Origin of the sequence: Flavobacterium sp. LHD-85 (genome assembly GCF_030929595.1) — a bacterium.
Classification (GTDB): domain Bacteria; phylum Bacteroidota; class Bacteroidia; order Flavobacteriales; family Flavobacteriaceae; genus Flavobacterium.
Window position 1 is genome coordinate 350,801 of the sequence record NZ_JAVFVR010000005.1, and the last position, 17,100, is coordinate 367,900.

At 33.5% G+C, this 17,100-nt stretch carries 14 protein-coding genes; 5 read left to right on the forward strand and 9 right to left on the reverse strand.

Annotated features, from left to right (window positions below):
- Window positions 1-57 precede the first annotated feature (57 nt).
- From rny to RB618_RS11545, 3 genes are all read right to left on the reverse strand, one after another.
- The gene (gene rny / locus RB618_RS11535; RefSeq protein WP_202006048.1) at window positions 58-1,617 is read right to left on the reverse strand and encodes a ribonuclease Y; all 1,560 of its coding nucleotides are present in this window, start codon (window positions 1,615-1,617) and stop codon (window positions 58-60) included.
- A gap of 209 nt (window positions 1,618-1,826) precedes the next feature.
- A complete protein-coding gene (locus tag RB618_RS11540; protein WP_198858207.1) occupies window positions 1,827-2,120 on the reverse strand; it encodes a cell division protein ZapA in 294 nt (97 codons plus the stop codon).
- 4 nt (window positions 2,121-2,124) lie between these two features.
- Window positions 2,125-2,415, reverse strand: a complete 291-nt coding sequence (locus RB618_RS11545) for a hypothetical protein (protein WP_198858206.1) — start codon at window positions 2,413-2,415, stop codon at window positions 2,125-2,127.
- Between the two features lie 180 nt (window positions 2,416-2,595).
- Between RB618_RS11545 and RB618_RS11550 the strand changes: the two genes are divergently transcribed.
- The 3 genes from RB618_RS11550 (at window position 2,596) to RB618_RS11560 (ending at window position 7,566) form a co-directional block, all read left to right on the forward strand.
- Complete coding sequence (locus tag RB618_RS11550) at window positions 2,596-4,278, forward strand: M23 family metallopeptidase (RefSeq protein ID WP_308068850.1); 1,683 nt, start codon at window positions 2,596-2,598, stop codon at window positions 4,276-4,278.
- A 12-nt stretch (window positions 4,279-4,290) separates the two neighbouring features.
- Window positions 4,291-6,756, forward strand: a complete 2,466-nt coding sequence (locus RB618_RS11555; RefSeq protein WP_308068851.1) for a carboxypeptidase-like regulatory domain-containing protein — start codon at window positions 4,291-4,293, stop codon at window positions 6,754-6,756.
- A 90-nt stretch (window positions 6,757-6,846) separates the two neighbouring features.
- Window positions 6,847-7,566 carry a hypothetical protein gene (locus RB618_RS11560; RefSeq protein ID WP_308068852.1) on the forward strand — a complete coding sequence of 240 codons (720 nt, stop codon included), beginning with the start codon at window positions 6,847-6,849 and terminating at the stop codon, window positions 7,564-7,566.
- 430 nt (window positions 7,567-7,996) lie between these two features.
- Here RB618_RS11560 and RB618_RS11565 read toward each other — a convergent pair whose 3' ends face one another.
- From RB618_RS11565 to RB618_RS11585, 5 genes are all read right to left on the reverse strand, one after another.
- Window positions 7,997-8,698, reverse strand: a complete 702-nt coding sequence (locus tag RB618_RS11565) for a hypothetical protein (RefSeq protein ID WP_274254197.1) — start codon at window positions 8,696-8,698, stop codon at window positions 7,997-7,999.
- A gap of 129 nt (window positions 8,699-8,827) precedes the next feature.
- The gene (locus RB618_RS11570; protein WP_308068853.1) at window positions 8,828-10,657 is read right to left on the reverse strand and encodes an ABC transporter ATP-binding protein; all 1,830 of its coding nucleotides are present in this window, start codon (window positions 10,655-10,657) and stop codon (window positions 8,828-8,830) included.
- A 267-nt stretch (window positions 10,658-10,924) separates the two neighbouring features.
- Window positions 10,925-12,652 (reverse strand): phospho-sugar mutase, encoded by a 1,728-nt coding sequence (locus RB618_RS11575; RefSeq protein WP_308068854.1) that lies wholly within the window; start codon window positions 12,650-12,652, stop codon window positions 10,925-10,927.
- Window positions 12,653-12,758: 106 nt separating this feature from the next.
- The gene (locus RB618_RS11580) at window positions 12,759-13,715 is read right to left on the reverse strand and encodes a glycosyltransferase family 2 protein (protein ID WP_308068855.1); all 957 of its coding nucleotides are present in this window, start codon (window positions 13,713-13,715) and stop codon (window positions 12,759-12,761) included.
- An 18-nt stretch (window positions 13,716-13,733) separates the two neighbouring features.
- Window positions 13,734-14,267, reverse strand: a complete 534-nt coding sequence (locus tag RB618_RS11585; RefSeq protein WP_198858199.1) for a DUF4199 domain-containing protein — start codon at window positions 14,265-14,267, stop codon at window positions 13,734-13,736.
- Between the two features lie 246 nt (window positions 14,268-14,513).
- Here RB618_RS11585 and RB618_RS11590 point away from each other — a divergent pair, with 246 nt between their 5' ends.
- Window positions 14,514-14,768 carry a type B 50S ribosomal protein L31 gene (locus RB618_RS11590; protein ID WP_007804523.1) on the forward strand — a complete coding sequence of 85 codons (255 nt, stop codon included), beginning with the start codon at window positions 14,514-14,516 and terminating at the stop codon, window positions 14,766-14,768.
- Between the two features lie 500 nt (window positions 14,769-15,268).
- On the forward strand, window positions 15,269-16,444 hold the full coding sequence (locus RB618_RS11595; RefSeq protein WP_308068856.1) for a GlmU family protein: 1,176 nt from the start codon (window positions 15,269-15,271) through the stop codon (window positions 16,442-16,444).
- 130 nt (window positions 16,445-16,574) lie between these two features.
- On the opposite strand, the gene RB618_RS11600 is transcribed toward RB618_RS11595, so the two are convergent.
- Window positions 16,575-17,018: a PepSY-like domain-containing protein gene (locus RB618_RS11600; RefSeq protein ID WP_308068857.1), complete on the reverse strand. Its 444-nt coding sequence runs from the start codon at window positions 17,016-17,018 to the stop codon at window positions 16,575-16,577.
- Window positions 17,019-17,100: the final 82 nt, after the last annotated feature.

Consider the following 17,100-nt stretch of genomic DNA (forward strand, 5'->3'; position numbering starts at 1 on the left):
ATATAAAAAAACAAAGGCTGTCAATTGACAGCCTTTGTTTTTTTTATGTTCCTTAGATTATTTAGCAATATTTACAGCTCTAGTTTCTCTAATAACTGTAACTTTTACCTGTCCAGGATAAGTCATTTCTGTTTGAATTTTTTGTGAAATCTCGAAAGATAAGTTTGCAGCATTATCATCAGAAACTTTTTCGCTTTCTACAATTACGCGAAGCTCTCTACCGGCTTGGATCGCATAAGCATTTTTAACGCCGCTGAATCCGTAAGCTACATCTTCAAGGTCTTTCAAACGCTGAATGTAAGAATCAAGAACCTGACGTCTAGCGCCTGGTCTAGCTCCAGAAATAGCATCACAAACCTGAATGATTGGAGACAATAAAGATTTCATTTCAATCTCGTCGTGGTGCGCTCCAATTGCATTGCATACTTCTTCTTTTTCACCGTATTTCTCAGCCCATTGCATACCTAAAAGCGCGTGTGGCAAATCGCTTTCTGTGTCTGGCACTTTTCCGATATCGTGTAATAAACCAGCTCTTTTTGCCAGTTTTACGTTCAGTCCTAATTCTGCAGCCATGATACCGCAAAGTTTGGAAACCTCTCTTGAGTGCTGCAATAAGTTTTGTCCGTAAGATGAACGGTATTTCATTCGGCCAACAACTTTAATTAATTCTGGGTGCAAACCGTGAATACCTAAGTCAATAACTGTACGTTTTCCAACTTCGATAATTTCGTCGTCGATTTGTTTTGCAGTCTTTGCAACAACTTCTTCAATACGTGCTGGGTGAATACGTCCGTCAGTTACTAATTTGTGTAAAGACAAACGAGCAATCTCTCTACGAACAGGATCGAAACAAGAAAGGATAATAGCTTCTGGCGTATCGTCAACAATAATTTCAACCCCAGTTGCAGCTTCAAGTGCTCTAATATTACGTCCTTCACGCCCGATAATTCTACCTTTTACATCATCAGATTCTATATTGAAAACAGAAACACAGTTTTCAACTGCTTCTTCAGTTCCAACTCTTTGGATCGTATTGATGATGATTTTTTTAGCTTCTTGCTGTGCAGTCAATTTAGCCTCTTCAATAGTTTCTTGAATATGAGACATTGCTTTTGTTTTAGCTTCAGCTTTTAAGCCTTCTACCAATTGTTCTTTTGCTTCTTCAGCAGAAAGTCCAGAGATTACTTCTAATTGCTGTAACTGGCTTTTGTGAAGTTTGTCAACTTCAGCTTGTTTTTTGTCTAAAACCTCAATTTTGTTATTGTATTCAGCTGTTTTAGCTTCGTAATCTTCGTTTACTTTTTTGGCTTTAGAAAGCTCGTTAGAAACTTGAGATTCTTTATCGCGCACGCGTTTCTCTACTTCAGCAACTTTTTTATCACGTGCTAAAATAACTTGTTCGTGCTCTGATTTAAGTTCGATAAAACGCTCTTTTGCTTGAAGAATTTTATCTTTTTTGATATTTTCTGCTTCTAAATTAGCATCTTTTAAGATAGAAGCTGCTTCTTTTTTAGCGTTTTTAATTAGATTTGAAATATTACTTTTCTCGATAATTTTAGCTATTGCAAATCCTGCTGCAATACCCACAATACCAATAATGATCGTTATGATGTCCATGTTTGTTAGGGTTTATATATAAAAAAAGCCTACATTAATTGCTTGTATAAACTCGTAAAGACAAGTTTTGAGCTAACTCACTGTTCAAGTTTCCCAGCCAAATGGAGGGCATACTATAGTAGCGACGATTTGCTCATTCTAAATTGTTAGTGTTGAGTTTACCAATTGTGAACTAATGTAGGCAGTATCTTAGTTTCTGTAAAGAACGTTTATTTTTCGAGATATTGATCTAAAAGCGTATTTAATCTTTTAATTCTTTCGATAGTCTCTTCTCCATCGATTGTATTATCAATCTGTTTTTGTTCTACCTGCGATGCAAATTGTAATGCACACATAGCTAGAACATCTTGTTTGTCACGAACCGCGTAATTTTCTTCGAACTGCTTGATCATGGCATCAATTTTTTTAGAAGCACTTCTAAGTCCTTCTTCCTGAGCGGGTTCAACCGTAAGTGGGTAAACGCGGTCGGCAATTGATATTTTAATTCTAAGCTTTCCGTCCATACTGTTAATCTGATAGTTGTGCTATACAGTAATCAATTTCGCGAATTAATGAATTTATTTTAAGCTTTGTCTCTCTCTTGTTATTGTCGCTGCCAAGCAACGAATTGGCTATCTTAAGTGTTTCATTTTGCTTCTTCAAAGCTTCCATTTCCTCAGATTGTTTCTGGATAATTTGCGCAGCTTTGGCTAGTTCTAATCGTAATACTTGATTGTTTTGTTCCAAACCTTTTGATTTCTCAAAAAGCTTTTCGACTTTATATTCAAGAGTATCAATTATTTCTGCAATTACACTCATTATACATCCTATTCATTACTTAATCCTACAAAGTTAGTATTCCTTTTTATTAATGCAATTTTTTATCGATTTTTTTATATTAAAAATAAGCAAATAAATGAAATTCAAGTTATTGTGTTTTTATGAGGGTTTTCCTCGGTTTTCCCCTGTTAATTTTTTATCTTAGCAAAAATGTTGCTTATGAGATTTTCTGTCCTTACCCTTCTGATTTGTAATTTTATATTTGCTCAAACGCAATATCCTAAAGACTATTTTCGTCCTCCACTAGATATTCCAATGCAGCTTTCCGGTAATTTTGGAGAGCTAAGGCCTAATCACTTTCATGCGGGTTTTGATTTAAAAACCAATCAAAGAGAAGGATTGACTGTACATGCAATTGCGGATGGATATGTGTCAAGAATTAAAATTTCGACTTTCGGAAACGGAAAATGTATTTATATCACACATCCAAATGGGTATACTTCTGTTTATGGGCATTTGCAAACGCCAACGGGTGCAATTTTAGATTATGTTAAAAAAACGCATTATAAAGAAAAGGCATACGAAATTGAAATGTTTCCAAAACCAGACGAACTTCCTGTAAAAAAAGGAGATATAATTGGACTTTCTGGAAATACAGGCTCTTCAGAAGGACCGCATCTTCATTTTGAAATTCGAGATACCAAAACAGAATTTGTTATCAACCCGATTTTCTTTGGCTTTGACCAAAATTTAAAGGATACCAAAAAGCCAACTTTGTCTAGTTTGTATGTATATCCTTTGGATAATGCTACGGTTAATCAGTCCAAACAGCCTTTGCTGGTGAATATGGCGCTTCAAAAAGACGGGACTTATTTGGCTTCGAAAGTTAAAGCAAACGGAAAAATTGGTTTCGGAATTAATGCTATTGATACCGATGATGTGTCTCATAATAGAAATGGGGTTTTTAATGTTTCGACTTTTTTGAACGGAAATCAGAATTATAACTATCAATTTAATACCTATTCTTTTGATGAAATGCGATATATTAATGCATTGATCGATTATTCTCGATATAAAAAAGCAGGACAGCGTGTGCAGAAACTTTTTATGAAAACGCCTTTTCCTTTAAGCATTATCAAAACAGATTCTCTTCGCGGAATTGTAAAAGCAGAGCCTAATTTAACTTCAAATTACAAAATTGAAGTTTCGGATTATTTCGGGAATTTGAATTCGGTTACTGTTCCGATTGAGTTTGATGCTGCCGTACCTCTTGTAGAGTCAGAGTCTGTTAATGGGAAGTATTTTATAAAATACAATAGAGATGCCAATTTTGAGAAAGATAACATGTCGGTTTTCTTTCCAGCTGGAACTTTTTACGATGATTTTAATATGAATTTTGATGTAAGAAATAACAAAATTTATATTCACGATGATACAGTTCCTGCACATTCTAATTTCACAATTACCATAAAAGACAGCACTTATCCAGAAGATTTGCGTGATAAGCTTTATATTGGTAAAGGAACAAGTTTTAACGGAACTATTAGAAAAGGTGATGTTTTTACTGCGAAAGCAAAAATATTAGGAACGTACGGTTTGGTTCTAGATACGATTTCGCCGGTTGTTAAAATTGCAAAACCAATTGAAGGAAAATGGATTAGCGATCAAAAGAAAATTGATTTAACGATAAGCGATTCTTTGTCTGGAATAAAATCTTATAACGGATATTTGAATGGAAGTTGGGTTTTGTTTGAATACGAAAATAAAGCCAGAAGAATCACGCATACTTTTGATGATCAATATTTGGCAGAAGGTGAAAACGTATTAAAAGTTGAAGTTGTTGATAATGTAGGAAATACTACTATCTTTGAAACTCGTTTTTTTAGAAGTCAACAAAAATAAAACCCAAAATCTTTGAGTTACAATAGGTTTACATTCGCTTTTCTTTTTTTATTTTTCAGCTGTATTGCTTTAGCTCAAAACGCTCGTGTGAAAGGGCTGATTTTAGACGCAGATAAACATCCTGTCGCAAGTGTAAATATTTCTTCGCAGGAAACTTCTACGCAATCTGATGCAAATGGATTTTATGAAATTGTAATTCCATCAAACAAAAAAGTTTCTTTAATTTTTACTCACGTTTCTTTAAAAATGATGAGTTTGACGGTTAGTTTAAAAACAAATGAAGTTTTTGTTTTTAATCCGATTATGAGTAATTCTGAAGAGCAGATGGGAGAAGTTTTTGTTTCTTCTGGAAATAGAAAACGGGTTCAGGGGATTACATCGGTTGATACTGAAACCATAAAAAAGATTCCAGGTGCAAATGCTGGAATCGAAAATATTCTAAAAACACTTCCCGGCGTTAATTCAAATAACGAATTAAGCACACAATATATGGTGCGAGGCGGGAATTATGACGAAAATCTAGTTTATGTAAATGAAGTAGAAGTATATCGTCCGTTTTTAATTCGTTCTGGACAGCAGGAAGGACTTAGTTTTACCAATACAGATTTAGTGCAGAATGTTGAATTTTCTGCGGGTGGATTTCAGGCAAAGTTCGGAGATAAATTATCTTCTGTTTTAGATATTACATATCGAAAGCCAACTCAGTTCGGTGCTGCTTTTGAAGCCAGTTTTTTAGGAGGAAGCGCTGCAGTCGATTTGGTTTCAAAAAATAAAAAATGGTCTGTCGTAACAGGAGTCCGTTACAGGAATAATAGTCTTTTAGTAAACAGTCAAGATACGGAGACAAATTATAAACCGACTTTTGCAGATATTCAAACCAATGTAAATTATGATATTTCTGAAAAATGGCAAATGAGCTTTTTAGGAAATATTTCTCAGAATAAATATTCGTATGAACCTTTGGTTCGTCAGACGAATTTTGGAACAGCAGATCAGCCAATGGCGCTTGCGGTTTATTATGACGGACAAGAAAAAGATCAATACGACACCTATTTTGGAGCTTTAAAAACTACTTATAAAGCGTCGCCTTCGCTTACTTTAAAATTAATTGGATCTTTATTTCATACCACGGAAAAAGAGCATTTTGATATTTTGGCACAATATCGTTTAGGAAATATAAATGCTGAAGACCCAGAAAATGAATCTGAAGTTGATTTTACTCGCGGAATTGGTTCTCAGCTAAACCATGCTCGAAATGATCTCGATGCTTTAATTGCAAATATCGAACTGAAAGGAACTAAAGACTGGAAAGAAAGCCAATTGGAATTTGGTTTAAAATATACAAGAGAATCTATTCGGGATCGAGTAGTGGAGTGGGAAGTTATTGATTCAGCAGGATTTTCTATAAACCCGCCTTTAGTAATTCTTCCAAAGAATAATCAGCCATATACGCCTTATACAGGACCACTTTTGCCGTATCAAAATATCAGAGCGACAAATTTTAATACCATAAATCGATTCTCGGGTTATGCACAATGGAACAAACAATCAGAAATTGGTTCGAGTCAGATCTGGTATCATTTGGGAGCGCGTTTTCAAGGTTGGAATGTTGCAGGAGCTTTAGAAGAAGAAAAAACGCAGTTTGTGGTAAGTCCGCGTGCGCAATTTGCGATAAAACCAGACTGGGATCGTGATATGGTGTTCAGGATTTCGGGAGGATTATATCATCAACCTCCGTTTTATAGAGAATTGCGAGATTTGGAAGGAGTTGTGAATCCGAATGTGAAAGCTCAGGAATCTGTTCATATTGTTTTGGGTAACGATTATAATTTTAAAATGTGGAATCGTCCTTTTAAATGGGTGACAGAACTGTATTATAAATCACTTTCAGATGTCAATGTATATTCTATTGATAATGTTCGAATTCGTTACGTTGCCAATAACAATGCAAAAGCCTATGCGCAAGGTCTGGATTTTAGATTAAATGGAGAGTTTGTGCCAGGAACAGAATCATGGATAAGTTTTGGATATTTGAAAACCGAAGAGAATTACGAAAACAGAGGTTATATTGCCCGTCCCACAGATCAGCGTTTGAAATTTGCGATGCTGTTTCAGGATTATATGCCAAATATTCCAAGTGTAAAAGTGTATTTGAATTTGGTTTACAATACAGGATTGCCAGGAGGCGCTCCTGCATATACTGATCCGTATTTATATCAAAACCGATTGAATGATTACAGAAGAGCTGATATTGGTTTTGCGAAGGTTTTTGTTGACCCAAGTACGCAAAATACAAAAAAAGGCTGGCTGAAAAACTTTAAAGAATTAGCAGTCGGGTTGGAAATTTTCAATCTTTTCAATAATCAAAACGCTATTACAAATACTTGGGTTCGTGATGTATATTCAAAAAATCAATATGCGATTCCAAATTATATGACTTCGAGGGTTTTTAACGTTAAGATAAATGCGAGGCTGTAATACTGCTTCGTAATTGTTCAGTAAAATTCAATAAAACTCAAAAATACAATCAAAAATAGTATATTTGATAATCGTATATAATCATTGTAGATGAAAAAGTATTTTAAATATATCGCCTTAATACTCATCGGGACAGTAATAAGCTGTAGAGAAGAAGTTCAAAAACCAAAAGTAAGTTATGGCGCTTCAAATAAAGTAAGTGTTACTAAAGCCGATACAACGCAGATTGAAATCGCTGATTTGCCAATTCAAATGGAAGGAACCAATTATTTAATTCATCCAGTTGGAGATTTAAGGGTTTTCGAAAGAGGATCTAAAGCCAGATTTGGTTCTTCGAGTGTAAATGATGTAAGCTTTACGATTTCTAATTTAGGCGAATATGAAATTACAGGATATCTTCAGAATTTAAAATTCCAAAAAGTAGATTCAGATTCTATCCGACCTTTATCAGATAAACCAGTTCTGATTTTAACAGCAACTTATCTAAAAACAGTTGCAGACAGAACGCATAATAATGTAATGGTTTATACGCTGACGGATTCAGATACCAATAAAGATGGTAAAATAGATACTAGTGATATCAAAACTTTATATCTAAGTGACATCAGCGGAGAAAATTTTACCAAAGTTTCAGCTGATTTGCAAGAACTGGTAGATTGGAGCTTAATCGAATCTAAAAACCGTTTGTATTTTAGAACTATTGAAGACACGAACCAAAACGGGCAGTTTGATAAAAATGATGTGTTGCATTACAATTATATAGATCTAGCTTCTAAAAAATGGGAAGTGAAGAATTATAAACCAATCTAAGCTGTTAAGGTTCTGAGATACTTAGGTGCTAAGTTTTTTTTCTTGCCACAGATTAAAAGGATTAAAAAGATTTTTATAAAAAAGAGAGGCTGTTTCAACTTATTGAAACAGCCTCTCTTTTTTAAATTGTTTTCATTAATGAAAACAGCGTTTTCCATTTTTATACATCGAATCGTCATTCCGTAGGAATGTCTGGTCGGTAGAAAAAAAATCATGCCAGCCAATTTGCGTTCCGTAGGAACGTTTGATGCGTTGCATTGTTGAAAAAATATATCGAAATTAAACGTTCCTACGGAACGTAAAATAACTGTAACGGTATAATTTTCTACCAATGAAATGTTCTAACGGAACATAATCAGAAACTGAAAAAAAATCTTTTAATCTGTGGCAAAAAAACTTAGAACCTTAGCATCTTAGCACCTCAGAACCTTTAAATCAATATATCACTTTCCAAGTCTGATTTTTCAATTTCGAAACCAAAACCTAAGCGTTCTACCAATTCTATTACCAGCTTTTTATACCAGTTTTCGGATTTTGGATGAATGTATATTTTTTCAATTAATTGATTTATGTCCACATTGATTTTTAATCCGTCGTTTAATTTGATGTCGCTTTTTGAAGTATCACTCAGAATCCTGACTTCTCTTTCGTATTGAAAACTTTTTCTTTTAAATAAAAACGGAAAGAATAAATCGTCAAACGGAATATATTCTTTTTTATAATCGATGTAGTTTACTTCGCCGATATATTGGTCAAAATTGTTTTCAGGTCTCACAGCTTTCTGTAATCTTCTAATGGTAGACTGAATGGCTAATCCTTCGTTATTTTTGGTAAAAATCTGCCACATGGCAAAAGATTCATATTCGTTAATATGCCAGCTGCTAATCGCTACTTTTTCGCGATGCGTTTTGTAGTAATTTAAAAATTCGGGATTATCTGCGGCGAGCTTTTTAATCTCTTCGTAAGTAGGTTCGCTGAAAGTACCTTCATATTGGTCTTCAAACTTGTCCGAACGCGACATAAAAAGTTTCTTCGAAAGCAATAAATCAAGAAATTTAGAGAGGTCTAGGTATTTCCAAACAATAGTATCGGGATCGTCAGGAAGTTTTATGTTGGGGTTGTTAAGATACATTTTCTGAAAGAATTTAGTTTCAATCGTTAACTATCCTAAAGTTATAAAAATAAACACAGATTAAAGAAAATTAAACTGAGTTTTAATATTTCCTTAATCTGTGTTAGATTATTTGGTTGTGTGAAAATCTTACGATTCGAAAGACTGCATGGTAACCAATTTATTGTAAGTTCCGTTGTGAGCAATCAGTTCTTCGTGAGTTCCCTGTTCAACGATTTTTCCTTTTTGCATTACCACAATCACATCTGCTTTTTGAATCGTAGAAAGACGGTGTGCAATTACGATCGATGTTCTGTTTTGCATCATATTTTCAAGTGCAACCTGAACAAATTTCTCACTTTCTGTATCCAATGCTGATGTTGCTTCATCCAAAATCATGATCGGTGGGTTTTTCAATACTGCTCTTGCAATAGATAAACGTTGTTTTTGACCTCCAGAAAGTTTGTTTCCGCTGTCTCCGATATTAGTATAAATTCCCTGTGGAAGGTCTTTTATAAATTCATAAGCATTCGCAATTTTAAGAGCCTCGATAATTTCGTCATCAGTAGCGTCTAATTTTCCTAGAGAAATATTGGCTTTGATAGTGTCATTAAATAAAATGCTATCCTGAGTGACCAATCCCATTAAGCTGCGAAGTGATTGCAGATTGATGTCTTTAATGTTGATTCCGTCAATAGAAATAGAACCGTCGTTAACATCGTAAAAACGAGTTAATAAATTGGCAATAGTACTTTTTCCACTTCCAGATTGACCAACTAATGCAACAGTTTGTCCTTTTTTAATTTGAAGAGAAAAGTCTTTTAAAACGGTTTCTTCTTCATATTTAAAGTTGACATTTTGAATATTTATTTCGTTGTCAAAAGAGGTTTTTTCAATTGCATTTTCTTTAGAAACAATGGTGTTTTCTTGTTCTAAAATTTCAAGAACACGTTCTGCAGCTGCATTTCCTCTTTTTACTCCATAAGAAGCTTTAGAAATGGCTTTTGCAGGAGTAAGGATGTTGTATGCTAATCCCATGTAAGCGATAAATGCAGCGCCTTCTAAAGTTTTATCAATCAAAACCATCTGACCACCGTACCAAAGTAAAATGGCAATAACTGTTATTCCCATAAATTCACTCGCTGGTGAAGCTAGGTTTTGACGGTTTCCAATGCTATTTGATAAAGAGAAAAAGCGGTCTGTTGAATTTTGAAAAACGTTATTAAAGTAATTTTCAGCATTGTATCCTTTTACCACTTTTAATCCTCCAATTGTTTCTTCGATAGTAGAAAGGAATTTTCCTTGTTCTTCTTGCGCTTTGGTAGATTGTTTTTTAAGCTGCTTTCCGATCAATGAAATGATATATCCAGAAACAGGAATAAAGATGAAAACAAACAAAGTCAGTTTGGCACTAATGACAAGCATAGCAATGATCGTAAAAATAATCGTTAAAGGTTCTTTTACGATAAGCTCTAAAATTGCTAAAAAGGAGTTTTGAACCTCATTTACGTCAGCTGAAATTCTAGAAATTACGTCTCCCTTTCTTTTTTCAGAATAAAAAGCCAAAGGAAGTTCTAATGTTTTTTTGTACAATGCATTTCGCATGTCTTTTAAAACACCATTTCTTAAGAAATTAATGAAAAACATAGCCAAGTAATCAGCTAAGTTTTTTAATAAAAAGATGGAGATGATTATGGCAACCATTATAGATAGCACATATCCAGATTCGTGAGTTCCTTTTGAAGTTGTAATATAGTAGCTTAAGTAATTTTCTCCATATTCTTTAATATTCAAAATTCCTGTGTATAAAGGTTTTTCGTAGTTTTCTTTGGTTTTGTCAAATAAAACTTGAAGCATTGGTATTAAGGCAATGAATGAAAGTGTACTGAAAAGCGCATATAAAATATTGAAAAAGATATTTAAGAATGCGTATCTTTTATACGGGTATATAAAAGGAACTATTTTTTTGAAATTACTCATTTATTTTTGGATGTTATTTTTTCTGCTTGGTTATGCTTATTTGAGTTTTAGCATTATTTTTTCTGTGATAATGAATTCGCGTTAACGAATTTTTACTGCACAAAATTAATCCAATTGGACTGTTTTCAATTTCTTTTTAGTTTTTTTTATAAAAAAAAACTCTGATTTTGCATCTTCTAAGAAATGCAAATCAGAGTTTTAAATATTGGACTCCTTGTTTTTAAAGACTATTTGCAAATGGAAATATTTTCAAAAAAAAGGATTTATTTAATTCAACTGCATATCTGCAATAATGTTCTGGATTTTCTGATCTAAGAAACTTTCTGCTTCGTCAAAATCTGAAACGGATTCTATTTCTGCATTTACACTGATATAGAATTTGATTTTAGGCTCAGTTCCGCTTGGTCTTGCGCAAATTTTAGAACCGTCCTCTGTATAATAAATCAATACATTCGATTTCGGAATATCCATTGTCGATTCTGAACCATCTAATAAATTTAAGGCAATAGATGATTGATAATCTTCAACCATAATAACTCTTTGTCCGTTGATTTCTTTTAAAGGATTTTTGCGTAGATCAATCATCATTTGGTTGATTTCCTGTAAACCTTCCATTCCTTTTTTAGTTAGAGAAACTAAGAATTCTTTGTAGAAACCATTTTCAACATAAAGCTGTAAAAGTTCTTTGTAAACAGAGCTTCCTGCAGCTTTTGCTTGCGCAGCAACTTCGCATATTAATAAAGTTGCAGCAACAGCATCTTTATCTCTAACGGCATCACCAACCATAAATCCGAAACTTTCCTCACCGCCTCCAATAAATTCCAGTTCAGGAAAATCTTTGATCATTTTTGCGATCCATTTAAATCCTGTTAATCCAACTTTGCACTCAACTCCATAACTTGTTGCCAATTCCATCATCATTGGAGTTGAAACGATTGTTGAGCCAACGAATTGTTTTCCGTTAAGTTTACCTGCTTTTTTCCATTGTTTCAATAAGAAAGAAGTCATTAAAACCATTGTTTGGTTTCCGTTCAATAGAATCATTTTGCCGTCATTGTTGCGAACAGCAACTCCTAAACGGTCGCAGTCTGGATCTGTTCCTACTACGATGTCAGAATTTGTTTTGTCAGCTAGAGCCAAAGCCATTGTTAAAGCTTCAGGCTCTTCTGGGTTTGGAGATTTTACTGTTGGGAAATCTCCGTCTGGAATAGCTTGCTCAGGAACAATATGAACATTTTTATATCCAGCTTGTGATAAAACATCTGGAATAGATTTTATAGAAGTTCCGTGCAATGAAGTGAAAACAATATGAAGATTGTCTTTGGCTTCAGCCGGAGTATTAAAACTTGCGTTTTCGATAGATGATTTTATAAATGCTTTGTCAAGTTCGGTATCGATGTACTGAATCAAACTTTCGTTTGCGTTAAATTTGATTTTGTCATAACCTAAACTTTCAATCACATTTACAATTTCTTTGTCTTGCGGAGGTACAATTTGTCCTCCATCTTGCCAGTATACTTTGTATCCGTTATATTCTGGCGGATTGTGAGAAGCTGTTAAAACAATTCCGCACTGACATTTTAAATATTTAAGAGCAAATGACAATTCTGGAGTTGGTCTCAAATCAGAAAACAAATAAACCTGAATTCCGTTTGCTGAGAAAACATCGGCTACAACTTTGGCTAAAGTGTTACTATTGTGACGACAGTCATAAGCAATAACCACCTTTAAAGGTTCGTTTGGAAAAACTTTGTGTAGGTAATCAGATAATCCCTGAGTGTTTTTTCCAAGCGTGTATTTATTGATTCTATTGTCACCAACACCCATAACACCACGCATTCCTCCAGTTCCGAATTCTAAGTTTTTGTAAAAACTCTCTTCTAGTTCTTTTGGAGAAGTTGTCATTAATTCTTTAACTGCGGCTTGTGTTTCTTGGTCAAATGTTGGCGTTAACCATTCATTGACTGCGTTTAGTATGTTTGGTGCGATATTCATTTTAGATTTCGTTTTATGTTTGTTTAAAATAGTTTGTTATGGAGGGTAAAATGTGCTTTATACAATATTTTTATAGCTTAATGAAAATATTGTTGAAAAAGCTTTTTTAAAAATTAACCTCTCTTGCTACTTTATATCTTGCTTCGTTATTTTTTGTTCTTAAAATAATTTCCCCTAAGAATCCTGCTAAAAATAGCTGAGTTCCAAGAATCATGGTCGTTAAAGCAATATAAAACCATGGATTGTTTGTAACCAAGCTGTATTTCATTCCAGTATACATATGGTATAGCTTAGAAATTCCAATGTACCCAGCTGCTAAAAATCCTATAATAAACATTAAGGAGCCCATAGCGCCAAATAAGTGCATTGGTCTTTTTCCGAATCTTGACAAAAACCAGATAGTAATTAAATCTAGAAAACCGTTTATAAAACGTTCCATTCCAAATTTAGTTTCGCCATATTTTCTAGCTTGGTGAATAACCACTTTTTCGCCGATTTTCCCGAATCCGGCATTTTTAGCCAAAACAGGAATATAGCGGTGCATTTCTCCAGAAACTTCGATGTTTTTGACCACTACGTTTTTGTAGGCTTTCAATCCGCAGTTAAAATCGTTTAGCTCAACGCCAGAAGTTTTTCTAGCCGCCCAGTTAAATAATTTTGAAGGAAGATTTTTGGCCACGACAGAATCGTAACGCTTCTTTTTCCAGCCCGAAACCAAATCGTATTTCTGAGCGGTAATCATTTCGTACAATTCAGGAATTTCATCTGGGCTATCTTGCAAGTCGGCATCCATTGTAATGATAACATCACCTTTTGCTTTTGCAAAACCAGCATGTAAAGCCTGAGATTTTCCGAAGTTTTTCATGAAACGAATTCCTTTTACATTTGGATTTTCGTTAGAGAAACCTTCAATAATCTGCCAAGAATTATCTGTACTACCATCATCTACAAAAATGATTTCATAAGAGTAATTGTTAGACTGCATCACTTTAATGATCCAAGTATAGAGTTCTTTAAGTGATTCCTCCTCGTTTAGAAGCGGTATAAGTATAGATAAATTCATTTATATTTTATTATGGACTTAAGGTTTTTCATTTTTTACTATTCCTCCAATTATTAAGGAATATATTAATCCAATTAATGCATACATAACAAGTGTTACTGGAAAAACAATAAATGGATTCATGAATTTTTTAACCATCCCAAGTCCCATTTCAAGTTCTTTTGATGTTATATTTGGATTTTGTTTAATCATTTGTTCTTTGGTGATATCCATCATTTCATTTATGAAATCAGGAAAAATGAAATTAAAAATAACACTAAAGACGGCATATGTTAAGCCAGCAATAACTGTAATAGAAACGCCAGTTTTTAAAGACTCAGAGAAGGATATAAATCCATTGTTTATATTTTTTTTGTAATTTGTGCAACCTAAATATATAAACAATAGTGGCAAAATCAGATAATTTGCAATGTTTACAATTGTTCCTACGCTTGTATTTACTAGCGATTTCATGCCTATAACGTACATGATAACAAATTCTAAAATCATAATAACACCGAACAAAAGACCATAAGGCGTGCCTGACTTTGCAGGAGATACTTTTACATCCATAAAGTTATATTTAATTAATCCACAAATATAGTAATTCCCACTATAATCGGATATAAAAAAAGCTTTTCGAAATAAACTAAAAAAAAGTAGGCTAACTGTTTGTTTATTAAAAAAGAATTGTAAATTTGCACACTCAAAAATAATTAAATTTTTAAACAAAAAAGAGTATTGGTTATTTATACCTTTTTCTAACCATGAAAAAGCTTCAAAATAAAAGTGCTCTATAACAATAAATAAAAAGAAAAGATGAAAAAAGGAGTTCACCCAGAAAATTACAGATTAGTTGCATTTAAAGACATGTCTAATGATGACGTTTTTATCACTAAATCTACTGCAGATACAAAAGAAACAATTGAAGTTGACGGAGTTGAGTATCCAGTTGTAAAAATGGAGATTTCTAGAACATCTCACCCTTTTTATACTGGTAAATCTAAACTTATTGATACTGCAGGACGTATTGATAAATTCAAAACTAAATATGCTAAACACGCTAAAAAATAATAGCTGTTTTAAATTATACAAAAGCCTTCCAATTCTGGGAGGCTTTTTTTTATGCGCCGATTTTTGATAATTGAAAGGAAGGGAATTTGATTTTAATATAGCCCGTGGTTTCAACGACGGGAAACGTATTGCGAATATGTTGCGTTCCAGCGGTTGAAACCGCTGGTTATGTTTTTTAGATGAGATTGTTTTTGATGCTATTTAAAAAAGATAATTTTTCCTTTAATTAAATAGCCCGTGGTTTCAACCACGGGGAACGTATTGTAGAAATATTGCATTTCAGTGGTTGAAACTGCTAGTTATGTTTCCCTTGAAGGTTGAAAAATCAAACTATTGAGCTTGTCAAATAATCTTAATTTTGCTGAACTAAGATTAAGAGTAATTTAAAAATTTGTGAATTCGTGGCTATTTACATATAAACATGATTAATGTAACGTATAAATATTTGTAACTTTGAAGCCAGGTAACCAAATCAAATTTTAACAAACACTCAATTATTTATGAACTACATTCTTTTCGACGGTCCCGTTCGGAATGCTTTATTACCCTTTACTTTTACACGGCCTGTAGCTGATATTTTGGTAGGAATTATGACAATTCGCCAGAAATGGGAGAAATATTTAGGCTCTACAATCACTACGATAACCGAAGAATATTTGTCTGAAAAATTTCCAATGGTCGAAATGGAAGAAAATGTAATGATCAACGCAGCGTATTTGCCAAATGATACTCTTGCGGAGATGGTTTCTAATTTGACCGAAAATCAGGCAATCTTTAAAGGTGAAGATGTGATTGCATTTTTTGCAAGTGAAAATCAGGAAGAAGTCGATTTTGATTCTTACGAAATTATTCAATACAACGAAGATTGTATTACGATAGAACATACTTGGGATATTTTCTCTAAGAATGATGCTGCAATTCGCCAGGATTTTAAATATCTGACTGAAGACCGTACCTCTCAGCCAATTCCTAAAAGCGTTAATGTAATGTCGCCAGAGAATATTTTTATCGAAGAAGGAGCAAAATTGGAGTTTGTGACTTTAAATGCATCAACTGGTCCTATATATATAGGTAAGAATACCGAAATTATGGAAGGAACCGTAATTCGTGGGCCATTTGCTTTATGCGAAAATGCAATGGTAAAAATGTCGGCTAAAGTTTATGGGGCAACAACTGTTGGACCTGGAAGCCGAATAGGAGGTGAGGTTAAAAACTCAGTGCTTTTTGCTAATTCAAATAAAGGGCACGAAGGATTTTTAGGAGATTCTGTTTTAGGAGAATGGTGCAATATCGGGGCAGATTCTAATAACTCAAACCTAAAAAATAATTACGAAGAAGTAAAATTATGGAGCTATGAAACAGAAGGTTTTGCTAAAACAGGACTTCAGTTTTGCGGTTTAATGATGGGAGATCATAGTAAATGCGGAATCAATACGATGTTTAATACAGGAACTGTTGTTGGTGTAAGCGCTAATATTTTCGGGAGCGGATTTCCTCGCAACTTTGTTCCAAGTTTTTCTTGGGGAGGTGCGGCAGGATTTACAACTTATGTAACTAAAAAAGCTTTTGAAACAGCTAGGCTGGTAATGAGCCGAAGAAATATTGAGTTCGATGCAACAGAAGCTGCAATTATGGAACATATTTTTGAAGAAACTAAAAAATGGAGAAAAGACTAATGAGATAATTAGTTAATTTGAAAATTAGATAATTTTTGTAACCCGACAGGTTTTTAAAACCTGTCGGGTTTTGTTATTTTAAGATTTTGATAATTTTCTAATTGCCACATTATCAAATTGCCACATTTTCTCATTTATCAATTTTGATAAAATCCCCTTTTAAGTTGAATTTTAATTCTAAACCATTGGTTAATTTTGTTTCGTAGCCAGAACTTCCAAGTTCGATTTTGGTTACATCTTCTTTTGGGAAATTCGATTTTATATAAGAAGCAATTTTTTTCGGGATAATAGATTTTGGAATTTTTCCTGTTTTAGCATCCACTTCTTTCCAGTTTCCTTTTTTGTCAAATTCAATTTCAATCTTGTTGTCAAACTGAACTTTATATTCGGTAGAAAGAATTTCTTTGTCTTCTAAGATATAACTCGGTTTTTTAGATCCAAAATGGGTTTTTAAGAAGGTTTGAGCATTTCCTGGTAAAGCTTCTTTTTTAATTACAGTTTTTTGAGCATTTGCAGAAAAACCAAACAGCAATCCTGCAATTATGTAAACAGCTAGTTTTAATTTTGTTCTCATATTTTACTGATTTTTAAAATTATAGGACAAGTTAAGGCTAAAATTTTGAAATACGGTAAAACCAATTGAGGTTTTGTTCATT